The 24,795-nt window shown below is 67.9% G+C and carries 23 protein-coding genes and 1 pseudogene; 14 read left to right on the top strand and 10 right to left on the bottom strand.

Features of this window, described 5'->3' with window-relative positions; all coding sequences use genetic code 11:
* Window positions 1–48 precede the first annotated feature (48 nt).
* Both V5E28_RS43805 and V5E28_RS49845 read left to right on the top strand, forming a co-directional pair.
* Window positions 49–453 (top strand): nuclear transport factor 2 family protein, encoded by a 405-nt coding sequence (locus V5E28_RS43805; RefSeq protein WP_336216045.1) that lies wholly within the window; start codon window positions 49–51, stop codon window positions 451–453.
* 233 nt (window positions 454–686) lie between these two features.
* Window positions 687–812 (top strand): annotated as a pseudogene (locus tag V5E28_RS49845) (IS982 family transposase); the annotation flags it as partial.
* A 48-nt stretch (window positions 813–860) separates the two neighbouring features.
* On the opposite strand, the gene V5E28_RS43800 reads toward V5E28_RS49845, so the two are convergent.
* Window positions 861–1,397 carry an RICIN domain-containing protein gene (locus V5E28_RS43800; protein ID WP_336216044.1) on the bottom strand — a complete coding sequence of 179 codons (537 nt, stop codon included), beginning with the start codon at window positions 1,395–1,397 and terminating at the stop codon, window positions 861–863.
* A 491-nt stretch (window positions 1,398–1,888) separates the two neighbouring features.
* On the opposite strand from V5E28_RS43800, the gene V5E28_RS43795 reads away from it, so the two are divergent.
* From V5E28_RS43795 to V5E28_RS43785, 3 genes are all read left to right on the top strand, one after another.
* A complete protein-coding gene (locus V5E28_RS43795; protein WP_336216042.1) occupies window positions 1,889–2,179 on the top strand; it encodes a type II toxin-antitoxin system prevent-host-death family antitoxin in 291 nt (96 codons plus the stop codon).
* The gene (locus tag V5E28_RS43790; RefSeq protein ID WP_336216041.1) at window positions 2,176–2,424 is read left to right on the top strand and encodes a hypothetical protein; all 249 of its coding nucleotides are present in this window, start codon (window positions 2,176–2,178) and stop codon (window positions 2,422–2,424) included. The genes V5E28_RS43795 and V5E28_RS43790 overlap by 4 nt, the downstream gene beginning before the upstream one ends.
* A 627-nt stretch (window positions 2,425–3,051) precedes the next feature.
* Window positions 3,052–3,807, top strand: coding sequence for a hypothetical protein (locus V5E28_RS43785; protein ID WP_336216039.1), 756 nt, complete (start codon window positions 3,052–3,054; stop codon window positions 3,805–3,807).
* A gap of 107 nt (window positions 3,808–3,914) precedes the next feature.
* On the opposite strand, the gene V5E28_RS43780 is transcribed toward V5E28_RS43785, so the two are convergent.
* The 7 genes from V5E28_RS43780 to V5E28_RS43750 all read right to left on the bottom strand — a co-directional run bounded on the left by V5E28_RS43780 (window position 3,915) and on the right by V5E28_RS43750 (window position 11,099).
* Window positions 3,915–4,184, bottom strand: coding sequence for an alpha/beta hydrolase family protein (locus V5E28_RS43780; RefSeq protein WP_336216038.1), 270 nt, complete (start codon window positions 4,182–4,184; stop codon window positions 3,915–3,917).
* A complete protein-coding gene (locus V5E28_RS43775) occupies window positions 4,181–4,618 on the bottom strand; it encodes an alpha/beta hydrolase (RefSeq protein ID WP_336216036.1) in 438 nt (145 codons plus the stop codon). The genes V5E28_RS43780 and V5E28_RS43775 overlap by 4 nt, the downstream gene beginning before the upstream one ends.
* Window positions 4,615–7,197, bottom strand: coding sequence for a glycoside hydrolase family 78 protein (locus V5E28_RS43770; RefSeq protein WP_336216035.1), 2,583 nt, complete (start codon window positions 7,195–7,197; stop codon window positions 4,615–4,617). Before V5E28_RS43770 ends, V5E28_RS43775 begins: the two co-directional genes overlap by 4 nt.
* 1 nt (window position 7,198) lies before the next feature.
* Window positions 7,199–8,026 (bottom strand): carbohydrate ABC transporter permease, encoded by an 828-nt coding sequence (locus V5E28_RS43765; RefSeq protein WP_336216034.1) that lies wholly within the window; start codon window positions 8,024–8,026, stop codon window positions 7,199–7,201.
* Window positions 8,023–8,955: a carbohydrate ABC transporter permease gene (locus V5E28_RS43760; protein ID WP_336216032.1), complete on the bottom strand. Its 933-nt coding sequence runs from the start codon at window positions 8,953–8,955 to the stop codon at window positions 8,023–8,025. The genes V5E28_RS43765 and V5E28_RS43760 overlap by 4 nt, the downstream gene beginning before the upstream one ends.
* Complete coding sequence (locus V5E28_RS43755) at window positions 8,952–9,518, bottom strand: hypothetical protein (protein WP_336216030.1); 567 nt, start codon at window positions 9,516–9,518, stop codon at window positions 8,952–8,954. Before V5E28_RS43755 ends, V5E28_RS43760 begins: the two co-directional genes overlap by 4 nt.
* A gap of 1,035 nt (window positions 9,519–10,553) precedes the next feature.
* The gene (locus tag V5E28_RS43750; RefSeq protein ID WP_336216029.1) at window positions 10,554–11,099 is read right to left on the bottom strand and encodes an Lrp/AsnC family transcriptional regulator; all 546 of its coding nucleotides are present in this window, start codon (window positions 11,097–11,099) and stop codon (window positions 10,554–10,556) included.
* An 81-nt stretch (window positions 11,100–11,180) separates the two neighbouring features.
* Between V5E28_RS43750 and V5E28_RS43745 the strand changes: the two genes are divergently transcribed.
* The 6 genes from V5E28_RS43745 to V5E28_RS43720 all read left to right on the top strand — a co-directional run bounded on the left by V5E28_RS43745 (window position 11,181) and on the right by V5E28_RS43720 (window position 15,973).
* On the top strand, window positions 11,181–12,605 hold the full coding sequence (locus V5E28_RS43745) for an FAD-binding oxidoreductase (protein WP_336216027.1): 1,425 nt from the start codon (window positions 11,181–11,183) through the stop codon (window positions 12,603–12,605).
* Window positions 12,606–12,639: 34 nt separating this feature from the next.
* On the top strand, window positions 12,640–13,215 hold the full coding sequence (locus tag V5E28_RS43740; protein ID WP_336216025.1) for a hypothetical protein: 576 nt from the start codon (window positions 12,640–12,642) through the stop codon (window positions 13,213–13,215).
* Between the two features lie 164 nt (window positions 13,216–13,379).
* Window positions 13,380–13,514: a hypothetical protein gene (locus tag V5E28_RS43735; RefSeq protein WP_336216024.1), complete on the top strand. Its 135-nt coding sequence runs from the start codon at window positions 13,380–13,382 to the stop codon at window positions 13,512–13,514.
* Window positions 13,515–13,636: 122 nt separating this feature from the next.
* Window positions 13,637–14,428 carry a DUF899 family protein gene (locus V5E28_RS43730; RefSeq protein ID WP_336216022.1) on the top strand — a complete coding sequence of 264 codons (792 nt, stop codon included), beginning with the start codon at window positions 13,637–13,639 and terminating at the stop codon, window positions 14,426–14,428.
* Between the two features lie 330 nt (window positions 14,429–14,758).
* The gene (locus tag V5E28_RS43725) at window positions 14,759–15,334 is read left to right on the top strand and encodes an NADPH-dependent FMN reductase (protein ID WP_336216020.1); all 576 of its coding nucleotides are present in this window, start codon (window positions 14,759–14,761) and stop codon (window positions 15,332–15,334) included.
* A 150-nt stretch (window positions 15,335–15,484) separates the two neighbouring features.
* Window positions 15,485–15,973 carry a hypothetical protein gene (locus V5E28_RS43720; protein ID WP_336216019.1) on the top strand — a complete coding sequence of 163 codons (489 nt, stop codon included), beginning with the start codon at window positions 15,485–15,487 and terminating at the stop codon, window positions 15,971–15,973.
* A gap of 164 nt (window positions 15,974–16,137) precedes the next feature.
* On the opposite strand, the gene V5E28_RS43715 is transcribed toward V5E28_RS43720, so the two are convergent.
* Complete coding sequence (locus V5E28_RS43715; RefSeq protein WP_336216018.1) at window positions 16,138–17,148, bottom strand: LacI family DNA-binding transcriptional regulator; 1,011 nt, start codon at window positions 17,146–17,148, stop codon at window positions 16,138–16,140.
* A gap of 438 nt (window positions 17,149–17,586) precedes the next feature.
* Here V5E28_RS43715 and V5E28_RS43710 point away from each other — a divergent pair, with 438 nt between their 5' ends.
* The gene (locus tag V5E28_RS43710) at window positions 17,587–18,315 is read left to right on the top strand and encodes a phytanoyl-CoA dioxygenase family protein (protein WP_336216017.1); all 729 of its coding nucleotides are present in this window, start codon (window positions 17,587–17,589) and stop codon (window positions 18,313–18,315) included.
* Between the two features lie 119 nt (window positions 18,316–18,434).
* Here V5E28_RS43710 and V5E28_RS43705 read toward each other — a convergent pair whose 3' ends face one another.
* Entirely contained in the window at window positions 18,435–20,258 is a 1,824-nt protein-coding gene (locus tag V5E28_RS43705) for a xanthine dehydrogenase family protein molybdopterin-binding subunit (protein WP_336216015.1), read from the bottom strand.
* Between the two features lie 649 nt (window positions 20,259–20,907).
* Between V5E28_RS43705 and V5E28_RS43700 the strand changes: the two genes are divergently transcribed.
* Complete coding sequence (locus tag V5E28_RS43700; protein ID WP_336216013.1) at window positions 20,908–24,129, top strand: family 78 glycoside hydrolase catalytic domain; 3,222 nt, start codon at window positions 20,908–20,910, stop codon at window positions 24,127–24,129.
* A 358-nt stretch (window positions 24,130–24,487) separates the two neighbouring features.
* Entirely contained in the window at window positions 24,488–24,670 is a 183-nt protein-coding gene (locus V5E28_RS43695) for a hypothetical protein (protein WP_336216011.1), read from the top strand.
* Window positions 24,671–24,795 lie beyond the last annotated feature (125 nt).

Genomic DNA, 24,795 nt, shown 5'->3' with positions numbered 1-24,795 from the left:
CTCTAGCTTGACACGTGTCAAGCTAGCGGGCTTCCGAGGAGGCACCCGATGGACACCACCCACCCGGCGGCCGTCGCCGCGCTCACCGCGATGGGCGCGGTCAGTGCCGGCGACCGGGACGCCTGGCTCGCCTGCTATGCGCCGGACGCCGTGCTCCACGACCCGGTCGGCGGCTCCCCACTGGATCCCCACGGCGCCGGTCTGCGGGGGAGGGCCGCCCTTGAACGGTTCTGGGAGCTCACCGTAGCCCCCAACGAAGTGCGTTTCGAGGTCGCCGCGGTGCACCCCGCCGGCGACGAGGCCGCGGTCGTCGCCTCGGTCTCCGTCCGCTTCCCCACCGGCGCCTCCGCCTGCTACGACGGCGTCTTCGTTTACCGGATCGAGGACGGGCGGATCTCCTCGCTGCGCGCTTACTGGGACCTGGGCCGCATCCTGTCCACGCTCGGCGCCTGACCGGCGCCGACCACATCGCGGAGCCGGCCAGGCCGCAGAGTCCGCCGGTGAGGCCGGAGAGCAGGTCCGGATGCGGCCAGCTCGCCGACTCCGATGGCCGGTCGGCGCTTGGCCCAGGCGGTGACCGGTGTTCCGGTGACCGGCAGGGTCGTCGTGTCGGCATTGACCGCCACTAGATGATTGATGCGAAGGCGTAGCTGCGCAGATAGGGCGAGGGTGCCCATGCTCGATGTGTGAAGAAAGAGTTAGACACCCTCGCAACTGCACTGTACGTGCGGATCGACGACGCGTTGAAGGCCCAGCCGCAGCTGGCTCCGTGGCGGCCGAAGGTCGGCATCGCGCCCATGCTCAGTGATGCCGGGCCATACCCGCTGGGCGACCTCCAGGAGCTGTCCCCTGTGGCGTGGCTACCTGACCTTCTCCTGCAACCACGACGCATCCTTACCGCCGCAACTCCCAATGCCGATCTTTCCGGGATTGCCACTGCCTGAGCCTGCGCTGACGCCAATGCAGTACGCCGCGTGGTGAGCTGGCTTGTAACTGCGCACAGCGGAGGTGACCTTCACTTCATAGAAGGCCTGGTAGTTGCTGTTGTTGCAGGCATTCATGTAGATCTGCCGGTCCAGATTGACATCGATGCACTTACCACTTGACACGTTCTTGAGCGACACGAAGCCGCTAGGGAAGGTGGTGACCTTCCACTTCTGCGCCGTGATACTCGCATTGCAGTTGGATTCCAGCGCAAGGGCCGTGCTGGAGCCCGCCAGGCAACCACCGTGCCCCTGGTTCTTGTAGACGTAGGGGCCGTACACGCCAGCGGCGCTCGCAGGCGCGGACGAGAGCAACGCCAGACTCACTGCGGCGACAGAGGCGAACGCCACCCCGCGTGCCCGCCTCCCGATCCGGTTTCGCTTGAGCGGCGTGCGACTCGCGTTCACAGACATCAGTTCTCCGTTGTCTCTCAATGGCGAGGCAATCGACAACTGGGCCCGCATGCACCAGTTGTCCGCCCCCAAGATGAGAGCCAAGGTAGATCACGACGCTATGAATTCGCTATGGAGGCGCTATCGAGGCTGAGGGCACGGCACGGAGAGCCTGAGCGAGGTGATCAAATGTCGAGGGCCAGCAGCGAGACGCCGTGGCGCAGGGTGCCCGCAGCTGTCGCCGCCGTCCTTGCTGCCACCATTCCGGGACATCGCGCGCCGTCCATCTCAGGCGCGTCGAGGCCGTCGGCGGCAATTTAGGTCGCCCGAGATCCGTCACTCTCTGCGATTCTGTGCTCACAGGAAAATCTGGCCATATCCGATGAGACTGGCCATTCGTTGGGCTGAAGATCGAGGTGTTGACCAACATGTACATCCTGAGCACCCTGTGCTGGATGTGCAGGATTCCCGTATAGTGGAGAGACCACCAAGAACGGCAGGAGCACAGCAACATGGCCACCGAAGCGCTGGGCATCTCCGAAGCTCGCAGCCAACTCGGCACGCTCGTAGCGCGAGCCGTCCACGGCCGCCGGCACACCACCATCAGCCGATCCACCACCGAACGCGCCGTACTCATCTCCGAGGAGGAGTTCGAGGAGTATGTACGACTCAAGCGGGAACGCGAAGCCGCCGACATCCGCGCCAAGATGGACGCCGCCACCCGGGGCGACCTCGAGATGACGGTCTACACATCGCGTGAAGACGCGTACGCCGACCTCGGACTAGGTGACGCCGCCAAGTGAAGATCCCCGTCCACTTCGCCCCCGACGTCAAGGTCGCCTTGAGCCTGGCGCCGATGACCCTGCGCGCGTCGATCGTTGACATGCTGCTGGACTTGGGCGACGATCCCACACCCCCCGACGCCGTACCGTACGCCGAGATCCCCGGCGCGTACGAACTGATCATGCCGACCTTCCGCGCGCTCTACACGTACGGCCCAGACGACGTGGATCACCTGTCGATCTGGGTCCTCCACATCAACACCTGAGCAGTGGAAGGGACGACAGCTCGGGAGAGCCCTCCGATCGGGCGAGTTCCGCCCCGCAGCCTGGGGCATTCTCAGCCGGACCACCTGTTGCCTACATTCCGCGTCCACCGTGGCGCAGGCGGTCCTGGCTGAGCAGTTTCGAAAGCGTGGATGGAAGCTAGGGGGCGGCGCTCGCCGGGGCAGTGTTTTGCGGTGAGGCCGCTGGGCTCAGGCCGGGATCGGGTGGCGGGATGTAGACGTGGGTGTCAGGGACTGAGAGGTTGGGAGTGGGGCGGTTGTCCGCGTTCACAGCATCTCGATGAATTATCCGCTCACCCTGGATCTGCTCGTAAGCGGAGTAACAGGCGGCTGGCAACCTGAAAGCGCGAACGCTGTCACAGAACGAGCCAGCCGACGCCCACGCGGCGCCATGCGCTTTCCCGATACCCGTCCAAGGCGATCAGTGTGTAAATCACGAGACCTGCGATACTTCCCGATCATGATGAAAGCGCGCATGAGACTCTGGGTCACCCTTGCCACCTCAGGCACGATCTTCGCCTTACCGCTCACCTCGCCCACGCACGCCCAGGCCGCCGTCGACCCTCTTGTGGCTCTCAGGGGCAGATCGCCAAGAAGCACGCCGTACGGGTGGTGGAACTGGGCGGCCTGCTGGCCGGCGGTCTGGAGATCTTCGCCGTCGAACAGCGAGGCACCGTTCGCCTCGGTGGCGCCGGCGTGGGCGCCGCCGACGTGACCCGCACCCTGCGCCCTCACCGTCGCATGCGGGACCAGATGGCGAAAGGCCGCTGGAACGCGGAGAAGGTCGCCGCAGAGGCGCAGCCCAACCGTTCGATCACAGTCAACGGGCGGTTCTACCGGTCCGGCAAGCTGTACGAGCCGGTCATCCCGGAAGGCAAGACGTGGGCAGAGGCAGGCGCGCGAAGCGCCGCTACGGCCGCCTACGGGGATCAGCTGATCAATCTGTTCGAGCCCGCCACGCTGAAGACGCTGCTGGCCAAGTCGACCACCAAGCGCCCCTCCAAGTACGGCCCCCGGAAGAAGGCCACCTACTACCAGGGAACGATCACGTTCAAGGAACTCCACGCCGTCTCCCCCACCTTCCGCGCGGTGATCGGCGGCCGACCCCTCACAGCCGCCGGCCACACGAAGATCAGCTGGAAGTTCCGCCTCGACGACCTCGGCCAGGCCCTCATGCTCCACACCAACTGGCCACTCTCCGGTGGCCGACAAGCCGCTGTCCTCAGCCAGTATTCGCACAACGCCGCCCATGCCGGCCGCGTCGTAGCGCCGCGCCCCGCTCTGGTCGCCGCTGCGTCATCCCTGACCGGAACACTGCCTCGCCCCAGTGCCCTCGTCGACCAGAGCTTCCCTTCGACTGAATAGCGACACCGCTGCCACCACAAGGCCGCCTGATCCACAACTGGCGCCGGACCGCCTTCGCCAGCGGCAGTTCCCACCGTGAGCGGGTCCCCGGCGGGATCCGAGACCCATCATGCGGATGGCTCCAGGTGCTCGCGGAAGAACTGCAACGTGGACTGGTGCAGCCGGGTGCGGTGGGGCACGCTGGACCAGCCGTGGTCGGCGCCTTCGACGACTTCCAGCTCGGCGTTGCCCGCGTAGTGGTCGAGGTAGCGGCGGGCGTAGGCGACGGGCGCGATGTCGTCCTGATCGCCGTGGATGATACGCACCGGCCCGGCATACGGACGCGACCGGCCGTAGACGTCGAGGCCGGCGATGTCGTCGACCAGGGCAGGGCTCATCCGGTGGCTGTCGGCGTCGAAGTAGCCTTCTCCCTGATCTCGGCGCCGATGCCGGGTTCTTCGGCAGCCACGATCCCGGCGACGACGCCCACCATGCTCATGCCGACCAGGCCGATCCGCTCCTGGTCGGCGAAGTCGAAGGCGCGCACGGCCTGCACGACGGACCGGGTCTCGGCTATCTCGCCGGTGATGGTGACGTCGAAGAAGTCGCCGTCGCTCTCTCCGTGCCCGGACAGGTCGAACCGGACGGACGCGATGTCGTCGCTCTCCAGCAGCCGCGCCATCAGGACGAACGAGCGGTTCTCCATGCGGTTGTTGGAGAACCCGTGGACGAACACCACCGTTGGCCAGGAGGTTCCCGTACGTCCCTGGGGAATGTGCAGCGTGGAGCGCAGAATCAACCCGTTGTGCCGGAAGTCGTGCGTCTTGATCACCTGGCCTCCCAGTGGAAGACGTGCCGTCCTGCCCGCACCTCGATGGCGGTGTCCGGGTCAGTCGGCAGGTGGACGGCGGCAGTGGTGTTCGCGGGCACCACCACGACGAGCGTCATCCGGTCATCGGTCTGTTCCCAGCCGGCCTCGGCCCGGCCGTACGGCGTGGCGAGGCTCGCGCGGGCGTGGGTGAGGCCGCCGCCGGGGCGTGGGCGGACGAGCAGCCGGCGGTAGCCGGGTTCGGCCGGGGCGAGGCCGGCGATCGTGCGGTGCATCCAGTCGGCGACCGCGCCGAGCGCGTAGTGGTTGAAGGAGGTCATCTCGCCGGGGTTGACCGTCCCGTCGGGCAGCATGCTGTCCCAGCGTTCCCAGATCGTGGTCGCGCCCATGGTGACCGCATATAGCCAGGACGGGCACTCGGTCTGCAGCAGCAGCCGGTAGGCGTCGTCGACGGCGCCGGCGTCGGTGAGCGCGTCGCAGATGAGCGGGGTGCCGACGAAGCCGGTGCCGATGCGGTGGCCGTTCGCCCGTACCAGCTCGGCCAGGCGCTCTCCGGCACGGGCGCGGCGCTCATCACCGTCGAGGAGCCCGAACCGCAGGGCGAGGGCGTAGGCGGTCTGAGAGTCGCTGGTCACCTTGCCCTCGGACGTCACGTAAGCGGCGTCGAAGGCGGCCCGGACCCGCTCGGCCAGCTCTCGGTAGCGGGCGGCGTCGGCAGTGTGGCCGAGCAGTGTGGCGGTCTCGGCGACCAGCCTGGCGGAGTACGCCAGGTAGGCGGTGGCGACCAGGGCCGGATCAGTCTGCGCCTCGAAGGGACGCTCGGGCGGGGCGGTCGGGTCGAGCCAGTCGCCGAGCTGGGGCCCGTCGTCCCACAGGAAGCTCTCGCCCGCCAGACCCGCGATCTGGTCCACCCAGGCGCTCATGCTCGGGTACTGCTCTCGCAGCAGGCCGAGGTCACCGGCGCGCTGGTAAAGCGTCCATGGCACCACGGCCGCCGCGTCACCCCAGGCCGCCGTCGGCAGTACGTCAGGGACGGGTTCGAGTGAGATCCAGGGGACGAAGACGGGGACGGTGCCGTGACGGCGGTGCTCGGCGCCGAGGTCGGCAAGCCAGGACGTCAGCGGGCCTGCGCAGTCGTAGAGGAAGGACGCGGCGGGGGCGAAGACCTGGATGTCGCCGGTCCAGCCGAGGCGTTCGTCGCGCTGCGGGCAGTCGGTGGGAAGGTCGACGTAGTTGCCGCGCATGCTCCATCGGACGTTGGCGTGCAGCCGGTTCAGCAGCGGCTCGGAGCAGTCGAAGTCCCCGGTGGGGCGCATGTCCGTATGGCAGACCACCGCCACGACGTCGCCGGGCCGCAGCTCTCCCGGCCAGCCGTCGATCTGTGCGTAGCGGAAGCCGTGGATGGTGAAGCGCGGCTCGAAGGTCTCGGGTTCGGCGTCGCCGCGCAGGATGTAGCGGTCGTGCGCGGCCGCATGGCGCAGCGGCCGGAACGCCAGGGCGCCGTCGTCTTCCAGGACTTCGGCGTGGCGGAGCGAGACCATGTGCCCGGCGGGGCCCTGGACGCGGATGCGCAACCGTCCGGAGATGTTCTGGCCGAAGTCGAGGATGGTCTCGCCGGACGGCCCGATCAGGACCTCGACCGGCTGCAGGATCTCGGTGCGGCGGACAGGCGGCCCCGTCGGGGCGACCAGAAGGGCAGGGTCGTGATGGAGGACCTCGGCAGGCAGCCAGGTGGAGGCGTCGAAGCCGGACTGTGACCAGCCGTCGGGGAGCAGACGGGCGTCGTGGGTCTCACCGTCGTACAGGCTCGCGGCCGTGAGCGGGCCGGCTGCGCAGCGCCAGGCCCCGTCGGTGGCGACCGTGTCCGTTGTGCCGTCGGTGTAGGTGATTTCCAGTTGGGCGATCAGCGCGGTGCGGTCGCCGTAGACGGCGGACTTGCCGCCGGCGAAGCCGATGCGGCCGCGCCACCAGCCGTCGGCGAGGGTGGCGCCGACGGTGTTGAGGCCCTCGCGCAGCAGGCCGGTGACGTCGTGGGTGCGGTAGCGCAGCCGGTGATGGTAGCTGGTCCAGCCGGGGGCGAGCACGTCGTCGCCGACGACGTGGCCGTTGAGCTCGGCTTCATACGTGCCATGGGAGGTGATGTACAGGCGAGCGCGCTCGACGGGTCCGCGCAGGGTGAAGTCACGGCGCAGCAGCAGGGCGGGGCCATCGGTGTCGGCGAGCAGGTCCCACGGCGGCGACGCCGCCCTCGCCCGCCAGTCGGCCGTGGCGAGCAGTCCGGTCTCGGCCCAAGACCAGGGGCTCCAGTCGCTGGTTGAGCCGTCGTGACCGTGGACGCGCACTCTGACGCCGCGCCGTTCGCGCGAGCCGAGGGCCGGCCCCGGCCAGGAGACGAGCACCGACTCCCCCGACTCGACGAGGCCGGTGGAGGCGCCGTCGCCGAGTTCGATCTCGTACGCTCGCTGCAGCCAGCCGGGGATGTCGGTCTGGGTGATCCATGACAGGCGTGGGGCGCGTTCCCCGATGCCGAGGGGCTCCCGGTGGTGTTCGAAGGTGACCGGTTCGACGTTCAGGAAGGTCATGTCATCCCTTGATGGCGCCGGCGGTCATGCCGGCGACGATCTTGCGGTTGAAGAAGATGAACAGCAGCAGCGGCGGTACCGTGATCAGGACGATGTCCATGAACAGCAGGTTCCACTGGGTGCTGTACTGGCTCTGGAAGTTGTAGAGGGTGACCTGCACGGTGGCGTTCTCGTTGCCCGGGGTGAAGTAGAGCGGATTGACGAAGTCGTTGAAGACGGCCACCGACGTGGTCAAGATGACGGTGAGGGTGACCGGTCGGAGCAGTGGGAAGATCACTCGGAAGAACAGCCGCAGACCGCTACAGCCGTCGATTTGGGCCGCCTCGTCCAGCTCGCGGGGGATGGCCGCGATGAACGCCCGGAACAGCAGCACCGCGAACGACAGCCCATAGGCGACCTCGACGAGGATCAGCCCGGGCAGGGTCTTGAACAGGCCGATCGCCTGCAGCAGCCAGATGGTGGGCACGATCGCGGGCGGGATGATCAGCCCGGACAGCACGAGGAAGTTGGCCAGCGACCCGACCTTCCCGGCCCGGCGTTGCAGGACGAACGCGGCCATGGCGGCGAAGATGACGATCAGTGCGACGGAGGCGACGGTGAGGATCGTGCTGTTGACGAAGGCGCGCAGCAGCACGTAGTCGCGCGCCTCGATGACGTCCATGAAGTTCCGCACGATCGGCCAGTTCGTGGGCCAGGCGAAGTCGAGGTCGGTGGCCTGCGCCTGGTCCTTGACCGCGGTCAGCAGCATGAAGGAGAACGGCACCAGGAAGATCACGGTGGCCACGACCAGTGTGATCGTCTCGGCACTGAGCTTCTTGAGCGTTCTCATACGGCGACCTGCCTCTTGCCGAGGACGTAGTTGAGCGGGACGACGATGGCGGTGACGACGAGGAACAGCAGCACGTTGCCCGCGGTGGACAGGCCGAAGAAGCCGGCCTGGTACTGCTTGTAGATGATCGAGGCGATGGTGTCGCTGGTGAAGCCGGGGCCGCCGCGGGTCATCGTCCAGATGAGGTCGAACGAGCGTAGCCCGCCGATGAACGACAGGATGATCACCGAGTAGGTGGCGGGCCAGCTCAGGGGTAGCGTCACATGCCGGAAGCGGTGCCAGGCGCCCCCGCCGTCCACCGCCACGGCCTGGTAGTAGTCCGGGGGAATCGACATGATGCCGGCGATGTAGATGACGGTGGCCAGGCCGACCCCCTTCCACACGTCCACCAGCGCCACTGACAGCAACGCCGTGTTCGCGTCGCCGAGCCAGTCGGGGCCGTCGACGCCGACCAGCGCGAGGGTCTTGTTGACCAGGCCTGTATCGGGCCGCAGCAGTGCGCTGAACGTGATGCCGACCGCCACGGTGGACACCAGCACCGGGAAGAACACCACCGAGCGGAGGAAACCGCGCAGCCGCAGCCCGGAGGTGAGCAGCACGCCGAGCAGCAGCCCGAGCACGACCTTGAGGCCGCTGGTGACGACGGCGTAGATGACGGTGTTCTGGAAGCCGATGCGGAGGTTCTGCTCAGCGAGGAAGTCGCGGAAGTTCTGCAGGCCGACGAAGGTGCTGTCGAACAGGGTCCAGCGGGTCAACGCGAAGTAGAACGCCATGACCGTCGGCACCAGGAAAATCACCAGGTAGACGACGGCGGCCGGAACGTACAGCGCGTACGGGTAGGCCGATCGGCGCCTGGCCGCCCCTCGGGCGTGTCGCTGCCGAAGCGGCACGCCGGGCCCGGTGCGGGGCCCGGCGTAGTGCTTGGTCACCACCCTGCCAGCCCCAGTTGCTTGGCCTGCTTCTCCACGTCCTTGTCGTACTGGGCGGCCCCTTCGGCGGGGCGGGTCAGCCCGGAGCCGACGGCGACGGTGATCTGTTCCAGCGAGGGGCCCTTGATGGGCGACAGGAACTCCAGCGCGGGCGAGGTGGCGCCCTTGTCAAGGTAAGCCTGCAGGTCCTTGGCCACCTGGATGGCGTCGTCGGGCAGCTTGGAGCCCTTGATGCGGTACGGGCCGGCCGGCCGCACGGCCGCGGTCACGGCTTCCGTGCCGGCCGACGAGGCGACGAAGGCCAGGAACTTCTTGGCAGCGTCCAGGTTCTCGGTGAGGTCGACGAGGGTCTGGGCCGGGTTGAGCGCCTGCAGCAGCGAGCCGGAGTTGTACCAGAACACGTCCGTCATCTCACCGGTGGACAGCCGGGTCTTGACGACGTTGTCGCCTTCGCTGCCGCCCAGCTGGTGCTCCATGTTGATTTTGATCGTGGGATTGGCCTTCATGAAGGCGTTGGCCAGCGCTTTGGAGGTGTCCACGGTCGACTGGTCGCTGCCTGTCATGAAGGACAGGGTCACGGTGCCGTCGGCAGCGGGTTCCGAACCGGATCCGCACGAGGCAAGGGCCGACGTTGCGAGCACGGCCAGGGCCGCGGCAAGCGTGCGATGGGAGGTCTTCACACACCCCTCCAGGGTTATTGAATCGTTTTAAACGTCACCCCGATGCGGTTAACGTAGGCGTTACATGAAGGGCTGTCAAGAGCCAATTTGGGTAACGGTTTCCAGCCTTTTCGCAGATGAGATGGCTAATGATGGCACTAATTGAGTAACGTTTCTCTCGTTGACCAGCGCCCGGCGGAAGGATGAGCCGGTCGCGAGTTCAAGGGTGCGGCGCCACGTTGAGGCTTGATCGTGTGCGGAAGGGGCATGGCGGGGCTTTCGTCAACCTGACCACGGCCGGCACGGTTGCGCGGTGCCGGCGCCGTCCCTCTCGGCGCGCCGACGGGATCCACCTCGTCCTCGCACCACGCAGGGACATCCTCACCAGCCTCAGTGAGAGAGCCCCCTACAAACGCATCCGGCGCATCGAACTGGTCGACGTGATGCCGAAGTCACCCTCGGGGCGGATTCTTGGTCGCCTTACTGGGCGACGGCGCCGATGGGCAGCACCGCCACACGGGCGTTCCTGCGCCGCTCATCCTCGGTGGTCGCCGCTGTGGTCGCCGCTGTGACGGATAGGAGCCTGGCGGTGTCCGATCGTGGGATAGCAGGCGGACCGCCGGCCGGGCGGTGACCGATGGTGACGTCGATGGCGTCCATGCCTCCGGGGCAGTTGCTGTAGTCCAGCCAGGTGATGGTGGGAGTGTGGCCGACTTCGCGGATGAGCCGGATGAGCCGGATGACATGGCGGTGGCCTACCTGCTCAACCCCCGACCGTCGCGCACTCGCCGCCTCGGCAGGTGAACCGCGAGTCTCAGCCCGAGGAGGCAATCAACCCTGTTTGGGGCTCAGTCACTCTTACCAGCGCCCCTAGGACACGGTCAGCCCGCATAAGCCCAGAACCCCGCAGCACGACAGAGATCATTCTCTTGGGACTTCTTAGTCGTCCGCTGAATCCGAAGCTCCCGCACGCTGACGCGTCCAACCCGCGGAGGCGGTTACTGGCCGGTCGGGGTGGTTTCGGCGCACTCGCGGGTCGTGGTATTGCGTGGACAAGACGATGTGGGTATCCATTTCGCCGTGCTTTCCGATCTGTTCCAGCACGCCTTCGAGATGCGCCAGTGACGAGGCTCTGACCTTGAGCATCGAGCAGTGTTGGCCGCTCAGTTTGTCGACCTCGACCACTTCGGGGTAGTCCTCGGCGGCAGAACTCTTGAGCAGGCAAGAGCCAAGAGCGCAGCGCAGCTGGATGTACGCCTGGATGGGAAACCCGGCCGCGGTGGGGTCGATCTGGGCCTGGTAGCCGACGATCACGCCGCGTCGTTCCAGGCGACGAATCCGCTCGGCGACGGCGGGCGCGGAGAGATGTACCCGTCGGGCCAACTCGTTGTAAGACAGCCGGGCGTCGGCTTGCAGCTCGTCGAGGAGCTTCCAGTCGAGGTCATCGAGGTCATTTGCCGATCGTGAATAATTCACGATGTCCACTTTACGATTGCACCGATTGAATGCCTAGGTGCGCCTCGATGGCCATGTCCAGTCGGGTCACAGCCGCCTAGTGTGAATTCCGTGATCAGGAACGGACATCAGGCCGACAGTGGCGTCGTCGATGCGCTGCCGCCCCGGTCTTGGCGCGCTTTGGCGCAGCGGGTCACTGGCGTCGTACTGACCAGCGATTCCGCCGGCTACGATGCGGCGCTCAGACCGGCCGGGCAGCGCTTTGGTCAGGTGCGTCCGCAGGCGGTGGTGCGTTGCCGAACCGCCTCCGATGTTGCAGCCGCACTTGGTTTCGCGAAGCACAACGGCCTTCCCGTGGCGGTGCGCAGCGGCGGACACGATTTGGCTGGGCGGTCCACAACCACTGGACTGCTCGTCGATCTCGGCGAACTCACCGGGGTTTCCCTAAAGGACGGGTACGCACGTGTCGGCGCGGGTACGCGGCTCGCCGACGTGTATCGGTGCCTCGATCAGCACGCCCACACGCTGCCCGCCGGGAGCGGCCCTTCTGTCGGCATCGCCGGGTTGACCCTCGGCGGCGGCATGGGTTTTCTCGGACGCTCCTGGGGGTTGACCTGTGACCGGCTCGTTGGAGCGCGTGTCGTCCGCGTAGACGGCAGCCTCGTGCACTGCGACGCGCACGAGCATGCCGACCTGTTCTGGGCCCTCAGGGGTGGTGGCGCCGCCGGTGTTGGCGTCGTCACGGAGTTGTCCTTCGCGCTGGTTCCGTCTCCACAATGCACCGCCGTGGAGCTCAGGTGGGACTATCAGCTTGCGGCCCAGGTCGTTGACGCCTGGCAGAGGTGGGGTCCGGACGCGCCGGACGAGCTCGCCGCAAGCCTGCTGCTCACCGTCCCAGCCGAGCCGCACGGTCGAGCGCGGGTGAGCCTGTTAGGCGCGGCCGTCGGGCTGTCGCCTGCACACACCGATGATCTCCTTGACGATCTCATCGCCATGGTCGGGGCCCGCCCGCAAAGCCGGTGGCGCCGACAGCAGTCCTGGATGGGCACCCAGGCCGCTCTCGCCACGCGGGTGCCCGGCGACGATGCCGGGCGCCTGTTCAGCAAGTCCGACTTCTTCCGGCAGGACATACCGCCGGGCGCGCTCGATGCTCTGGTCAATCAGCTGGTTGCCGACCGGCGGGCCGGCGAATCCCGCGAACTCGACTTCACGCCGTGGGGTGGCGCCTACAACCGCGTGTCGTGGCATGCCACGGCGTTCCCACATCGGGGCGAGCGATTCCTGCTCAAACACGCCGCCACGGTCCGACCGGCTCTGTCCGACGCCGTCTTCCCGCAAAGCGAGTGGCTGCACCGTTCTTGGCAGACGGTCCATTCCTGGGCGAGCGGGGGCGTGTACCCGAACTTCCCCGACCCGACCCTCACCTGTCCCGAACGCTCCTACTGGGGCGGCAACCTCCCGAGGTTGGAGCGAGTGAAGGCCGTCCACGACCCCGACCGGATCCTGCCCGGCCTCGGGTCAAGAGACGCGATCTGATCGACATCACGAGACGGAGCTCCAGGTGTTTGCCATGATCAAGGCGCCGAACGACCAGAACGTCGGCGCACGACGCACTGCCGACTATGGGGTCCACGACGTGGTGCTGGTCGGCGCCGAAGCGACCGGCCTGAGCGCCGCCCTGCTGCTTGGACGGGCCCGCCGCAAGGTGGTGGTGATAGATGCCGGTGAGCCGCGCAGGGCGCCCACCGCGCATATGTACGGCTTCTTGTCCCGCGACGGATTGGCCCCCGCGACACTGCTCGAACTCGGCCGCGCCGAGATCGCCCGGTACGGCGTGCGGCTCATTAAAGGACGGGTGGAACAGATCGACCAAGCATGTCCTGGCTCGGTGGGACGCTCACCGGCCATCCCCCCGCCGCGCAGGGTCGAGGTGAGCTTCTGCTCGGTGACGCTTTCCGAACGACAACGGCTGGATCGTCACCGACCGCACCGGCCGTTCCAGCGTTGCCGGCGTCTGGGCTGCCGGTCACCTCATCGACCCACGCGCCCAGGTCACCGTCGCCGCTGGCATGGGTCTGCCGCCGCCTTCGCCATCAACACCGACCTGCTGGAGGCGGACGTCCACACTGCCGTCGGCAGCCGGTAGCCCGCGGCGCACCAGACCTCCAGATCACACAGGCATTCCCTGGCCAGGTCGGGCGCTGATCCGGACCGAACCGTCGCACCGATGTGTCGTTCTCAGCCCATCCCGTTCGTAGGTGGGGCAAGACAGAAATCAGCGGCACCGTCCCGCCGCCCGAGGAGATGATCATGTTCGGACAGATGATGGACCCCGACCTGCCGAACCAGATGTACGCGGAGCTGGTCCGGATCGGGGGCAGGAACGCGCTGCCCACCGCGCTGCCCACCGCGCCGCCCGGGAGCGGAAGGCGGCCCGGCGCCTGACCCGGCGGAGCGCTCGGCCGCGGCCGGTCGTCCAGCCCACCGAGGGATCACCCAGCACCACGTCCCGAAGCGTGCGGAAACGGCTGTTTCTGCACGGGCATCGACGAGAAAGGGATTTCACCATGACCAACCAGCCCACCGAACCCCACGTTTCGGCGATCGGCGACGCGGCCAGGCCCCCGGTCGCCGACCGGGCCACATTCCAGACCGAACTGGAACGGCTTCGGATCCGGGAAAAGGCGCACACCCGTGAGGGCGATGCGATCGCCGCCGCTCGACGCCGCCTGCCGATGGTCGAAGTCGATCCGCGGACTCCGCTGATCGGGGCCGCCGGGTCGGTGCCGTTGATCGACATCTTCGACGGTCGGTCCCAGTTGATCGCCTACTTCCACATGTGGCACCCCGGCAGGCCCGCCGCGCAGCAGTGCGAGGGCTGTACCTTCAACACCTCCCACGTCAATGAGCTGGCCTACCTGCACTCACGCGACGTGAGCTACGCGGTCTTCTCTGAGGGGGCGTACGAGGAGAGCTCGCGCTATCGCGACTTCATGGGCTATACCGTTCCCTGGTACTCGGTGCCGCAGGACTCCGTGGACCGGTTGATCGCAGAGCGGTACTTCGGCATCCTGGCTTGCTATCTCCGCGACGGTGACCAGGTCTACGAGACCTACTGGACCTCCGGCCGCGGCAACGAAGCGATGGCACCGTCGTACGGACTGCTGGATCGGACCGTCTACGGCCGGCAGGAGTCCTGGGAGGACTCGCCCAAGGGCTGGCCGCAGCGTTGGGGTTCCAAAGGCGGCCAGTTCCAGATGGACGGCCGCCCGACCGCCCAGTGGCCGCGGATCCAGGCCGGCCGCGACGACGACCTCGACACCCCCATCGGTGATCATCACCAACCGCACTGTCACTGAGATGGTGATCATCGTCCCACAGCCGACCTGAACGGTCACCACCCAGACGGTGGTGCGGTCAGCGTGGCGTCTGCCGGCTGCGCAGCCCCTGCTGTGGGGGTACGCCTCCGCAGCAGTCTCGCTCATGCAGCCGCTCAGCCACCCGACCCCTTCGACCGGTCGGTGCTACACGACAGCGACCGACTGCGCCCCAGCCACCCTGACCGTCGGAGCCGTCGTGGTGCTCATTCTCGACGACGCCCGGTTGGGCACCGTTCCCCACGCAAGGAGTGCACGATGACGCCTCGCCCGTTCCTGAAAGACCGAGTAACGGAAAGAGAGGAAGAACCTGTGATCAAGGTAGCGATCATCATCGGCAGTACGCGCCCGGGACGCAACGGCGAGGCTGTGGCTCACTGGGTCGGCGACCTCGCGGCCAAACGTGGCGACGCCGAGTTCGAGCTGGTGGACCTCAAGGACTTCGACCTGCCGTTGCTGGATGAGGTGATGCCGGCGTCGATGGGCCGCTACGACCTGCCGCACACCCGCACATGGGCTGCGAAGATCGACTCCTTCGACGCGTACGTGTTCGTGACGCCCGAGTACAACCACTCGACCTCTGGCGCGTTGAAGAATGCCCTCGACTTCCTGTACTCCGAGTGGAACAACAAGGCGGCCGGATTCGTCGGCTACGGCGTCAACGGAGGCGCCCGCGCGGTGGAGCACCTGCGGCTGATGATGGGTGAACTCCAGATCGCCGACGTGCGCGCCCAGGTCACCCTGTCGCTGCTCACCGACTTCGAGAACTACAGCGTCTTCAGTCCGGCGGCCCAGCAGGAGAACGCGGTCGGCGCCATGCTGGACCAGGTCATCGCCTGGGGCGGGGCACTGCGGACACTGCGCAGCCACGCGCTCAGCCGAGGCTAGTCGGGCGGACCGGCCGACTCGATGAGCCGCAAGGTGCGTTCGAGCATGTCGCGCAGGCGGCGTCGCTCGGGACGTCGGTCGTGGCGCCCCAGGCTTGCCGAGCTGTCCTGTCCGAGGGTGCCAACGACCGACAACGGCAAGGAGCACTTCATGCCCCTCCTCCACACGGTGGGGGTATCGGTCGGCTGCGTCCTGGCCCTCGCGCCGGCCCTGCTGCCCTCCGTACGTCCCACCAGGAGGTGGCCGCACGTCGTCATGGCGCTCGGCATGGCGGCCGGGCATCTGGGCGGCTTGTTCCTCTCCGTCGCGGTGCTCGCGCTGCTGACCGCCGGCTGGCTCTGCGGCTCCCCCTCCCGCCGCGCGGAGACCGGTCATCACATCGAGGACTTCGTGGTCATGTCCATCCTGTTGGTGCTGACGGCGTTCAGCGGACCCCATCTCGCCGGCGCTCCGTCCGGGCACGCGCATGGAGGCGGTTCGCTGGCCACGGTGGCCCTGCTCATCGGGCTGGCCTGGACCTGCGCTCGGCTCATCCGCGTTCTGCCCGAGCGGGGCGGGCATCGAAGGGTGATCGGCCAGGATCTGTGCTCGGCCGGAATGGCGGCCAGCATGGCCTTCATGGCCGCGTTGTCGCTCTGATGGGGTCAGAGCCGTGGTGCTGCTGGACGAGCCGACCATCGGCCTGGACGTTGCGGGCACGCACCCAACAGTGACTTTGGGACTGGTGACGCCTGCCTGTGCCCGGCCCCGGTGAACGTCAATGGTCACCGCACCAGGGTGGCCCTGGTTCCGATGAACCTGGCCTACCGGGCAGGCGGCGCGGCCGTGGAGCCGCGGACGACCAGGCTCGGAGTGACGGAGAAGCGCACCGGTGTCATGCGGCCCTCGACGCGTTCCAGCAGGAGCTTGCCCGCGGCGCGGCCCATCTCGCCGCCGTCCTGGTCGACGCTGGTCAGCGCGATGTTGGGCAGAGCGGCAAGATGTGTGTTGTCGTAGCCGGCGACCGAGACGTCCGCCGGGACGGACAGGCCGGACTCATGGACTGCGGCGAGCGCGCCCAGGGCCGCCTGATCGGCTCCCGCGAAGATCGCCGTCGGGCGCGGCGTACGGCTCAGCAGTTGGCGCGCGCCGTCGTAGCCGCCCTTCTCGTTGTAGAAGCTGGTCGCGACCGCGATCTCATCGGCGAGCCCGTGCTCGCTCATGACGCGTTCGTAGGTCGCTGATCGGATGTTGTGCAGCAGATCGCCGGGCCGGGCAATGCTGTCGTCCTGGTGCGTGATGTGCGCGATCCGGCGGTGCCCCAGCTCGACGAGATGCTTGACCACGAGTTCGGCGCCCGCCTCGTCGTCATCCAACACCGAGTCGTAGTAGGACGATCGCTCGTGGCGTGCGAGCACCACGGTCGGCTTCTCCTTCGCCACCTCCTCCAGGCGCGCCTTCGAGGCCAGCGGAGCGACCATGATGATGCCGTCCACCTGCCGGTCCATCAGGGCGTCGACTGCCCGCTGCTCCACCTTGCGGGTGGCTCCGCCCTGGATCATGAACGCCTGATAATCGGTTTTCTCCAGGTATTCAGTGAGACCGTCGAGGATGTCGGCGAAGAACGGGTTTCTGATGTGCGGCAGAACCAGGCCGATCGTGAAGGTGCGCCCGCGCATCCCCCGGGCCACGGCCTGCGGCCGATAGCCGAGCTCCTCGATGGCCGTCTTGACCCGGTCCTTCATGGCCGGGCTCACGCCATAGGCGTTGCGGATCACCTTGGACACCGCCGTGATGGAGACCTGGGCGTGGCTCGCCACGTCGGCGATCGTCACTCGTCGTCGTCGACCGGGCGTGACCATGAAACTCCATTTCCGAGGCGTGTTCCGATTGTATGAGCTGGAGGCATGGCTTGATCTCGGCGAGGCTCCATGCGGACCACGGCCCTCTGTCCCGGCCCGGGTCAGCGCCTGAGTGCCCGTGATCAGCACGACGCCAACCGCCCGACCAGGATTCGGCTGCGGGATGCCTCGACGGTGATACCGGGCGGAGGACAGCAACAGCCGTGTCAAGGCAGCCCGACAGCTCAATCCCCGTCCCGTTGTTCTTCACGTTCGAAAGGTTCGCCGGTCTCAGAGCCTGCTGACAAAGGAGCTTGGTATCGGCGCGCGTCAAGGGTGTGAGACTCGACACCCGAGAGGCCTCCACTCCCAGGAGGAGCGCGTGCCGACGCCATCCATTAATCGGTTGCGCCTGTGATTAGCGTGGCTGTCATGGCAGAAATCGATGGTGAGGCTTTTGTCCGCGACGGGTTCGTGAAGGTGGCCGCGACGGTGGCGCTGGAGCTGGCCGAGGCGGCGCTGGCGCAGGTGTGGGAGCAGCTGGGCGGCCGCTCCCCCGGCGATCCGTCCGGCTGGGACGAGCCGGTGATGTGGGCGTCGGACCTGAGCGGTCAGGGGCCGCTGGGCGAGATGGCGCGCAGCGCTCGGCTGGCGCGGGCACTGGATGAGGTGTGCGGGGCGGACGGCTGGGCACCGCGTGGCGCGCTGGGCACGATCCCGGTACGGTTTCCCGGCAAGGCGGCGGTCGACGATCGTGGGTGGCACATCGATGCGAATGTGGCCCTGCCCGACGGGACGTACGCGGTCAGCGGGCGGCCGGAGATGATGCTGGTGCTGACGTTGCTGTCGCGGGTGGGCCCGGATGACGCGCCGACGCGGATCCGGGTGGGTTCTCACCGGGCGGCGGGGGCGGCGCTCGCGGGGCAGGTGCTGGATCCGATGAAGGCCGGGCCGGTGGTCGACGAGGCCACGCGAGACTTCCCGGTGGTGCACGCCACGGGCGAGCCGGGCGATGTGTTCCTGGTGCACCCGTTCACCGTGCACGCCGCCGACGAGCACCGGGGGGCGCGGCCGCGGTTCATGGCGCAGGGGCCGGTGCTGCTGAGGCAGCCGGTTTCGCCGGAGGCAGGCAATCTGCTGGGGTTGGCACTGGCGGGCTGATGACCGCGGGTGCTACCGCCTCCTGGTGCGGATCCATGAACGCAAGCCCGACCACCACGAAGCCGACAAGATCGGACCGGCCTTCTACGGTCCCATGCCGACGAGCACTTGAGCCTTCGTCAGCAGGCTCTCAGAGCAGGTCGTCGGCGGTGATGGGCAGCTGGCGGATGCGGCGGCCGGTGGCGTGGAAGACGGCGTTGGTGAGGGCGGGTGCCACGCCGACCAGGACGACCTCGCCGAGGCCCTTGACGCCGATGGGGTCGGCGGTGTCGTCGCGGCCGTCGAGGTAGATCGCCTTGAGCTGAGGGACGTCGGCGTTGACGGGGACGAGGTAGTCGGCCAGGTTGGTGTTGACGATTCCGGCCGTCGCGGGGGTCGGTGACCGTGTGCTCCAGCAGAGCCGCGCTGATGCCGCCCACCATGCCGCCGATCGCCTGGCTGTCGGCGAGCTTGGGGCTGATGATGCGGCCCGCGTCGTAGACGGCGAGCATCCGCCGTACCCGCACCAGGCCCAGCCGCCGATCGACTGCCACTTCGGCGAACACCGCGCCGTAGGCGTACATGGAGGCTTGGGGGCGAGCCGGGGTGTAGGAGCCGAGCGTTTCGAGGTGGGTACGGTTGTTGCGGGCCAGGAGCTGCCGGTAGGTTTCGCCACGTTCGGGGTTGTCCTTGAGATGTAGCCGACCGTCGCGGACGAAGACGTCTGCGGCGGCGGAACCGTACAGCGGTGATTTCTCGTCTCCCACGGCGAGCTGGATCGCCTGCTGGCGCAGTTTGTCGCAGCCGTCCTGGACGGTGGATCCGACGCTGGCCATGGTGAGCGAGCCGCCATGGACAGGGGCGGGTGGCATGATGGGGTCGCCGAGCCGGAAGGTCACCGCGCGTACGGCCAGGCCGAGGGAGTCGGCGGCTATCTGGGTCATGGAGGTGTAGGTGCCGGGGCCCATGTCGCTGGTGGCCGATTCGACCAGGGCGGTGCCGTCGGCGTTCAGCCGTACGCGGGCCTGGGCCGGGGCGCGGAGGGTGTCGTAGACCGCGGTCGCCATGCCGGTGCCGATCAGCCAGTCTCCGTCGCGGGTCGAGCCGGGTTTGGCGTTGCGGCGGTTCCAGCGGAACTCGCGGGCGCCGACGGTCAGGCACTCGCGCAGCCGCCGGGTGGAGAACGGCAGTCCGCTGGCCTGGTCGTTGTCGGGTTCGTTTCGCAGGCGTAGCTCGATGGGGTCGATGCCGAGCTCGTGGGCGAGTTCGTCGATCGCGCTTTCGATGGGGAAGGCGGCGGTGGAGTAGCCCGGGCCGCGCATCGGGGTCGGCGTGTTCACGTCCAGCGGCACCGTCCGGTACGCCTGGCTCACGTTGGGGGTGGTGTAGAGCATCTGGCCGGGCGACAGGACGCCGCGTTCGGTAAACCGCTCGTACCGTGACGTCTCGGCACGTAGGTCGTGGATCATCGCGGCCAGCCGGCCGTCACGGTCGCTGCCCAGGCGCACCTTGTACTCGTAGGCGGGCCGGTACCCGACTCCGGAATACAGCTGCCGGCGCGTCAGCACGAGCTTGACCGGGCGGCCCGCCTCGCGTGCGGCGAGGGCCGCGATCACGGTGTGCGGCCAGCACCGCGCGGCGTTGCCGAACGCTCCGCCGACGAACGGCGAGATGACGCGCACGTCTGTCTGCGGGATGCCGAAGACGGCGGCGATTTCGTCGCGAGTGCTCTGCACCCACTGGGTCTTCTCCCACACGGTGATCCTGCTGCCGGTCCATCGGGCGACGGTGGCATGGAGCTCCATCGCGTTGTGGTGGGTGCGGGAGAGCCGGTAGGTCATCTCCAGGCGTACGGGTGCCGCGTTCAGCGCTGCGTCCGCGTCACCGCGCGCGTAGGCGGCGGGCTCGTTCGCCGGGGCGCCGGTCAGGTCGGTCACGGGTTGCTCGGCGTCGTAGTCGACCACCCGAAAGTGCGGTCGACAGGCGGCATCGGAGCAGCCACTCGCGTGACGACATCTCGCCGTACTCGCGACGCAGACCCCCAGCTCAACCTCAGGTCCAGCCGTTGTTCACCCGGAGTGATCTAGCTCGTCCGGCGCACGACAACCGCCCGCACGCAGGGCATGACGTGCCTGGTCAGAGGCCTGATCTCGATGGGTATCGTTACCCAAGAAAACGTCATCCTAGATAGTTGAGATGCAGGGGATCCGAGAATCGTTGCTCAAATTCCCTCTTGACGGCATATGAGGGAACGCTTACGTTAGCGGCATCCACGAGGTGCTTAAATCGTTTTACGATGAGAGGAGCATGCCTGAGCTTGGCTCGGGACGGCGCCCCCGTCCACCTCGCGCTGACCCCTCGGCGACCCGAGCGTCATCCCCGCCGCCGGCCTCCGTGATCACACCGCCGGCCTGGACAAGCTCCTTGAGCGACGAACGCCGCCGACACAGCCAGCGCTCGACTTTCTCCACGGGCTGCGATGTGCGCCGAACGGGATCGCCCGCAGGGGCCTCGATCCGGTCGCCACGCTCCCCCTGACATCCGAGACAGCTCCGTCACCAGCAGGGGAAGTACCGGCCGTCCCGGTAACGGCGGCCGGGAAGGGAGTGACCTGTGTCCTTATTACGTCGCCGGATACGTGTTCTGGCGGGCCTGGGAGTGACGTTCGCTCTCGTCCTCTCGCAGACACCCAGCGCTCCACCGGCCCTCGCCGGTGGCGATCAGCCTGCCGTTCAGGTCGTCGACCTCAGCGTGGACGGTAGATACGACCGGCCTCTGGTCATCGACAGTGCCGTCCCCTCCCTGGGATGGCGCATGACGGAGACCAGGCAAGCCCGTGCCCATCCGTGCTACCGGCCGAACGCGCGGGCCGGCTGCCCCGCCGACAAGCAGACCGCCTACCAGGTCCGGGCCGCGACAAGCGAGGCGGACCTGGAGCGGGGCCGGGTGATCTGGGACTCGGGCCAGGTGAACTCCGCCGCCCAGTCGGGCATCCGCTACGCCGGGCGGCCCCTCGGCTCGCGCCAGCAGGTCATCTGGCAGGTACGTGTCTGGGATGCCGGCAAGAAGGCCTCCGACTGGAGCAAGCCCGCCTCCTGGGAGATGGGCCTGCTGCAGCAGAGCGACTGGGGTACGGCGCAATGGATCGAACACCCGGGCCGTACCGAAGCACAGTCCATGCCGATCTTCGCCCGCCAGTTCGCCGTTGACCGCAAGAAGCACGTGAGCAGTGCCCGCCTCTACCTGTCGGGCGTCGGCCTGCACCTGCCCACCCTGAACGGTCGCCGGCTCAGCGACGAGGTCCTTGCCCCCGGCAACGCGAACTATCAGCTGTCCAGCGAGTACCGCACCTACGACGTCACGGCCGACCTGCGCGCCGGAGCCAACACCGTAGGCGTCCGGCTCGGCAACGGACCCGCCTACGTACGGCGCAGCGTCACCAACCTCGCCGTCGGCCGTACAGCGCCCTATTCCTGGTGGCAGAGCCAGCTCAAGGGCAGCGGCGTACTGGCCTCCGACGCCGCGGCCGGCGCGGCGACCGTGAAGCTGGACAACGTCGGCAACTACCACGTCGGCGGCACCATCAACATCGACACCGGCAACGGCGGCGACAACCTGGAGTCGCGGACGATCACCGCGATCGGCACCGCGGGCGCCGACGGAACGGGGATCACCTTCACGCCGGAGCTGTCCAAGTCGCACGCCGCGGGCGCGACCGTGACCGGCTCCGGCAACAACATCGCCGCCAGCGACGCCAGCGCCGGCGCAGCCGTCACCCCGCGCCTGATCGCACGGCTGGAGATCGCTTACCGCAACGGATCGACGCAGGCCGTCGTCTCCGACCGCAGCTGGCGCACCGCACTCGGCCCCCTCGTCACCGACGCCTGGTACTCCGGCTCGGACTATGACGCCCGCCACGAGCAGCCCGGCTGGGATGCGCCGGGTTCCGACCTGGACGCCGGCGCCAAGCGGCGCGACGGATCGGACATGTCCTGGGTGGACGCGGGCATCGCGCCGCCGCCGAACCTCGCCACCAAACTCGTCGCCCGCACCGCCGAGCCGGTCAAGGCCGTCGAGACCTTCACGCCGGTGTCGATGACGAACCCGGTACCCGGCACCTGGGTGTTCGACCTCGGCCAGAACATCACCGGATGGCCACAGCTCAACCTCAAGGGCACCATGCCCGCCGGAGTCACCATCCGCATGGCACCGGCCGAATCCCTGGCCCCAGACGGGACCGTCGATCAGGCCTCTCTCATGGGCGGCGGCAACCGGGGCCGCGACCTGTTCAACACCTACACCACCGCCGGACTGCGCGGCGGCGAGAGCTGGCATCCCGACTTCAACTACTTCGGCATGCAGTGGGTCCAGGTCACCGGCCTGCCCGAGGGGTACACCCCCAGAAAGGACCTGATCAAGGGCATCCGCCTGCAGGCCGCCACACCCACGTCAGGTGAGGTGACCACCTCCAACGCGCGCGTCAACCGCGTCCACAAGATGGCCCGCTACTCCTTCGCCGCCAACATGATGTCGGTGTTCACCGACTGCCCCGGCCGGGAGAAGCTGTCCTACCCGGCCGACTACACCATGCCGATGGGCGCCATCCACCGCAACTACGAGCTCGCCGCCTACCTGCGCACCGCCATGCGGCACCTCGTCGAGGGGCAGTCCATAGCCGACACCCCGATGGCCGGAAACGTGGCGCTGAAGACTCCTGTCTACGACTGGGGCTACAGCGGGCGCTTCGGCGACGAGATCAACTGGGGCAACGCCATCATCCTGGTTCCCGCGCTGTTGTACGAACTGTACGGCGACACCGAGACGATGACGCGCTACTACGACCAGATGGTCGACTTCGCCGCCTACATCCAGCGCCAGAAGGTGGGGACGGGCGACAACGCGCACATCGTCGACGCCGCCCTCGCCGACTGGGTGGCCGCCGACCAGACCTCGGGCCGGATCACCGGCACCTGGGGCTACTACATCATGATCGGCAAATTGGCCACGATGGCCGAGCTGACCGGCCACGCCGACGACGCCGCCCGCTACCAGGCGCTGGCCACCGACATCAGGAACGCCTTCAACGCCCACTTCTACAACCAGCAGCTGCGCCGCTACACCACCGACGGCAACGCCGGAACCGCCGGCGCCACGCAGACGGCCCAGGCGCTCGCGCTGGACGCCGGGCTCGTACCCGACGGCGAACGCCAGGCGGTCCTCGACGCGCTCGTCGAACTCGTCTACGCCTTCCATCCCAACGGTGAAGGGCCGCACTTCAGCGGCGGCACCATCGGCATGGCGCCGACGGTACGGGCGCTGGCCGACGGCGGCCGCGACGACGTCCTGTGGGAGCTGCTGCAGGGCAACGATCAGCCGAGCTACGGGTACTTCATGGAGTCCACCACGGCCAACCCCGGCGGCATGACCACCATCGGCGAACGCTGGAACCGGGGTGACTCCAAGAACCACATGATCCTCGCCCAGATCGAAGAGTGGTTCCACAGCGGCCTGGCCGGCATCCGCGAAGCCGGCGACTCGAACGCCTACCGCAAGCTCATCATCCAGCCCAAGCCGGTGGGCGATCTCACCTACGTCAAGGGCAGCTACACCACGCCGCAGGGCGTGGCGCGGTCCGAATGGAGCCGCGGGCAACGGACGTTCAAGCTGACAGTCGAGGTCCCGGCGAACACCACCGCTGAGGTGTGGGTGCCGGCCGGGGATCGGCGCCCCACTGTCAGCTCGCAGCGGGCCACGTTCCTGCGCATGGACGGAAACTACGCCGTGTACGGCGTCCCGTCCGGTTCGTTTACCTTCGTGGTGGCAACGACCGGTTGAAAGGGCTGAACCCCGCTCTTCGCATGTCCACCCGTGCGAAGAGCGGGCCGACAGCGCGGTTACACCCGGCACCTGGCCGGTGATCGCCGGTGGTGATAAGCCTGGCTCAAATCGGTGCTTTCAGCTCCGGCGAGCCTGCTGGATGATCAGGTCACCGCACACACGACACCGCTCACGCTGGCCCCCTCGCAACGTGTTCATGCAGCCTCGAGCCCGCGGCCCTCTTGTCTCCCGTACTCCCCCGGTATGGTGCCGGCCGGCCACCCGCGCAGCGCGGTCACCGACCACGTTCGACCTCATCGCGAAGCCCTGTCGCCGTGAGGCCCGCATGCAGCGATGCCCCCGATCGGAGCACCTCATGACCACCCTCCACACCCGCCTCGGGGCAGGTCTGTGGCTCATCCCCGCCGCGCCTCGCCCGCATGTGTCCAGGGTGCTGCGCCTCACCGGGCTGGACCGCAGGTTCCCGTACGGCATCACTCCCGGCGCTGAAACGGGCAGCGGGGGCAGGGTCGGGTCCGGCCCTGCGGCAGCGCGCTGAGACTTCGTGTGCCTATGTCTGTTCTCTCAGCCGGCAGCGGGACGACCGCTCGGCCGTGCCTTTGCCCGCCCACGGTGGCTCTGCCCGCTGCGGCAGCAGCCGAGCTGGACCGGCTGCGCCATCAA

The sequence above is a fragment of the Nonomuraea sp. LPB2021202275-12-8 genome, from assembly GCF_037044575.1.
Classification (GTDB): Bacteria; Actinomycetota; Actinomycetes; order Streptosporangiales; family Streptosporangiaceae; genus Nonomuraea.
The sequence above is the reverse complement of the archived record's forward strand: the minus strand, read 5'-3'. Positions and strand labels throughout refer to the sequence as shown.

Coding starts and splice junctions, on each gene's coding strand:
- V5E28_RS43805 (WP_336216045.1), top strand. CDS start 49: ATGGACACCACCCACCCGGCGGCCGTCGCCGCGCTCACCGCGATGGGC.
- V5E28_RS43765 (WP_336216034.1), bottom strand. CDS start 8,026: ATGAGAACGCTCAAGAAGCTCAGTGCCGAGACGATCACACTGGTCGTG.
- V5E28_RS43735 (WP_336216024.1), top strand. CDS start 13,380: ATGTTCGGACAGATGATGGACCCCGACCTGCCGAACCAGATGTACGCG.
- V5E28_RS43795 (WP_336216042.1), top strand. CDS start 1,889: ATGGCCACCGAAGCGCTGGGCATCTCCGAAGCTCGCAGCCAACTCGGC.
- V5E28_RS43730 (WP_336216022.1), top strand. CDS start 13,637: ATGACCAACCAGCCCACCGAACCCCACGTTTCGGCGATCGGCGACGCG.
- V5E28_RS43755 (WP_336216030.1), bottom strand. CDS start 9,518: ATGACAGGCAGCGACCAGTCGACCGTGGACACCTCCAAAGCGCTGGCC.
- V5E28_RS43780 (WP_336216038.1), bottom strand. CDS start 4,184: ATGAGCCCTGCCCTGGTCGACGACATCGCCGGCCTCGACGTCTACGGC.
- V5E28_RS43740 (WP_336216025.1), top strand. CDS start 12,640: ATGATCAAGGCGCCGAACGACCAGAACGTCGGCGCACGACGCACTGCC.
- V5E28_RS43695 (WP_336216011.1), top strand. CDS start 24,488: ATGACCACCCTCCACACCCGCCTCGGGGCAGGTCTGTGGCTCATCCCC.
- V5E28_RS43710 (WP_336216017.1), top strand. CDS start 17,587: ATGGCAGAAATCGATGGTGAGGCTTTTGTCCGCGACGGGTTCGTGAAG.
- V5E28_RS43800 (WP_336216044.1), bottom strand. CDS start 1,397: ATGTCTGTGAACGCGAGTCGCACGCCGCTCAAGCGAAACCGGATCGGG.
- V5E28_RS43770 (WP_336216035.1), bottom strand. CDS start 7,197: ATGACCTTCCTGAACGTCGAACCGGTCACCTTCGAACACCACCGGGAG.
- V5E28_RS43720 (WP_336216019.1), top strand. CDS start 15,485: ATGCCCCTCCTCCACACGGTGGGGGTATCGGTCGGCTGCGTCCTGGCC.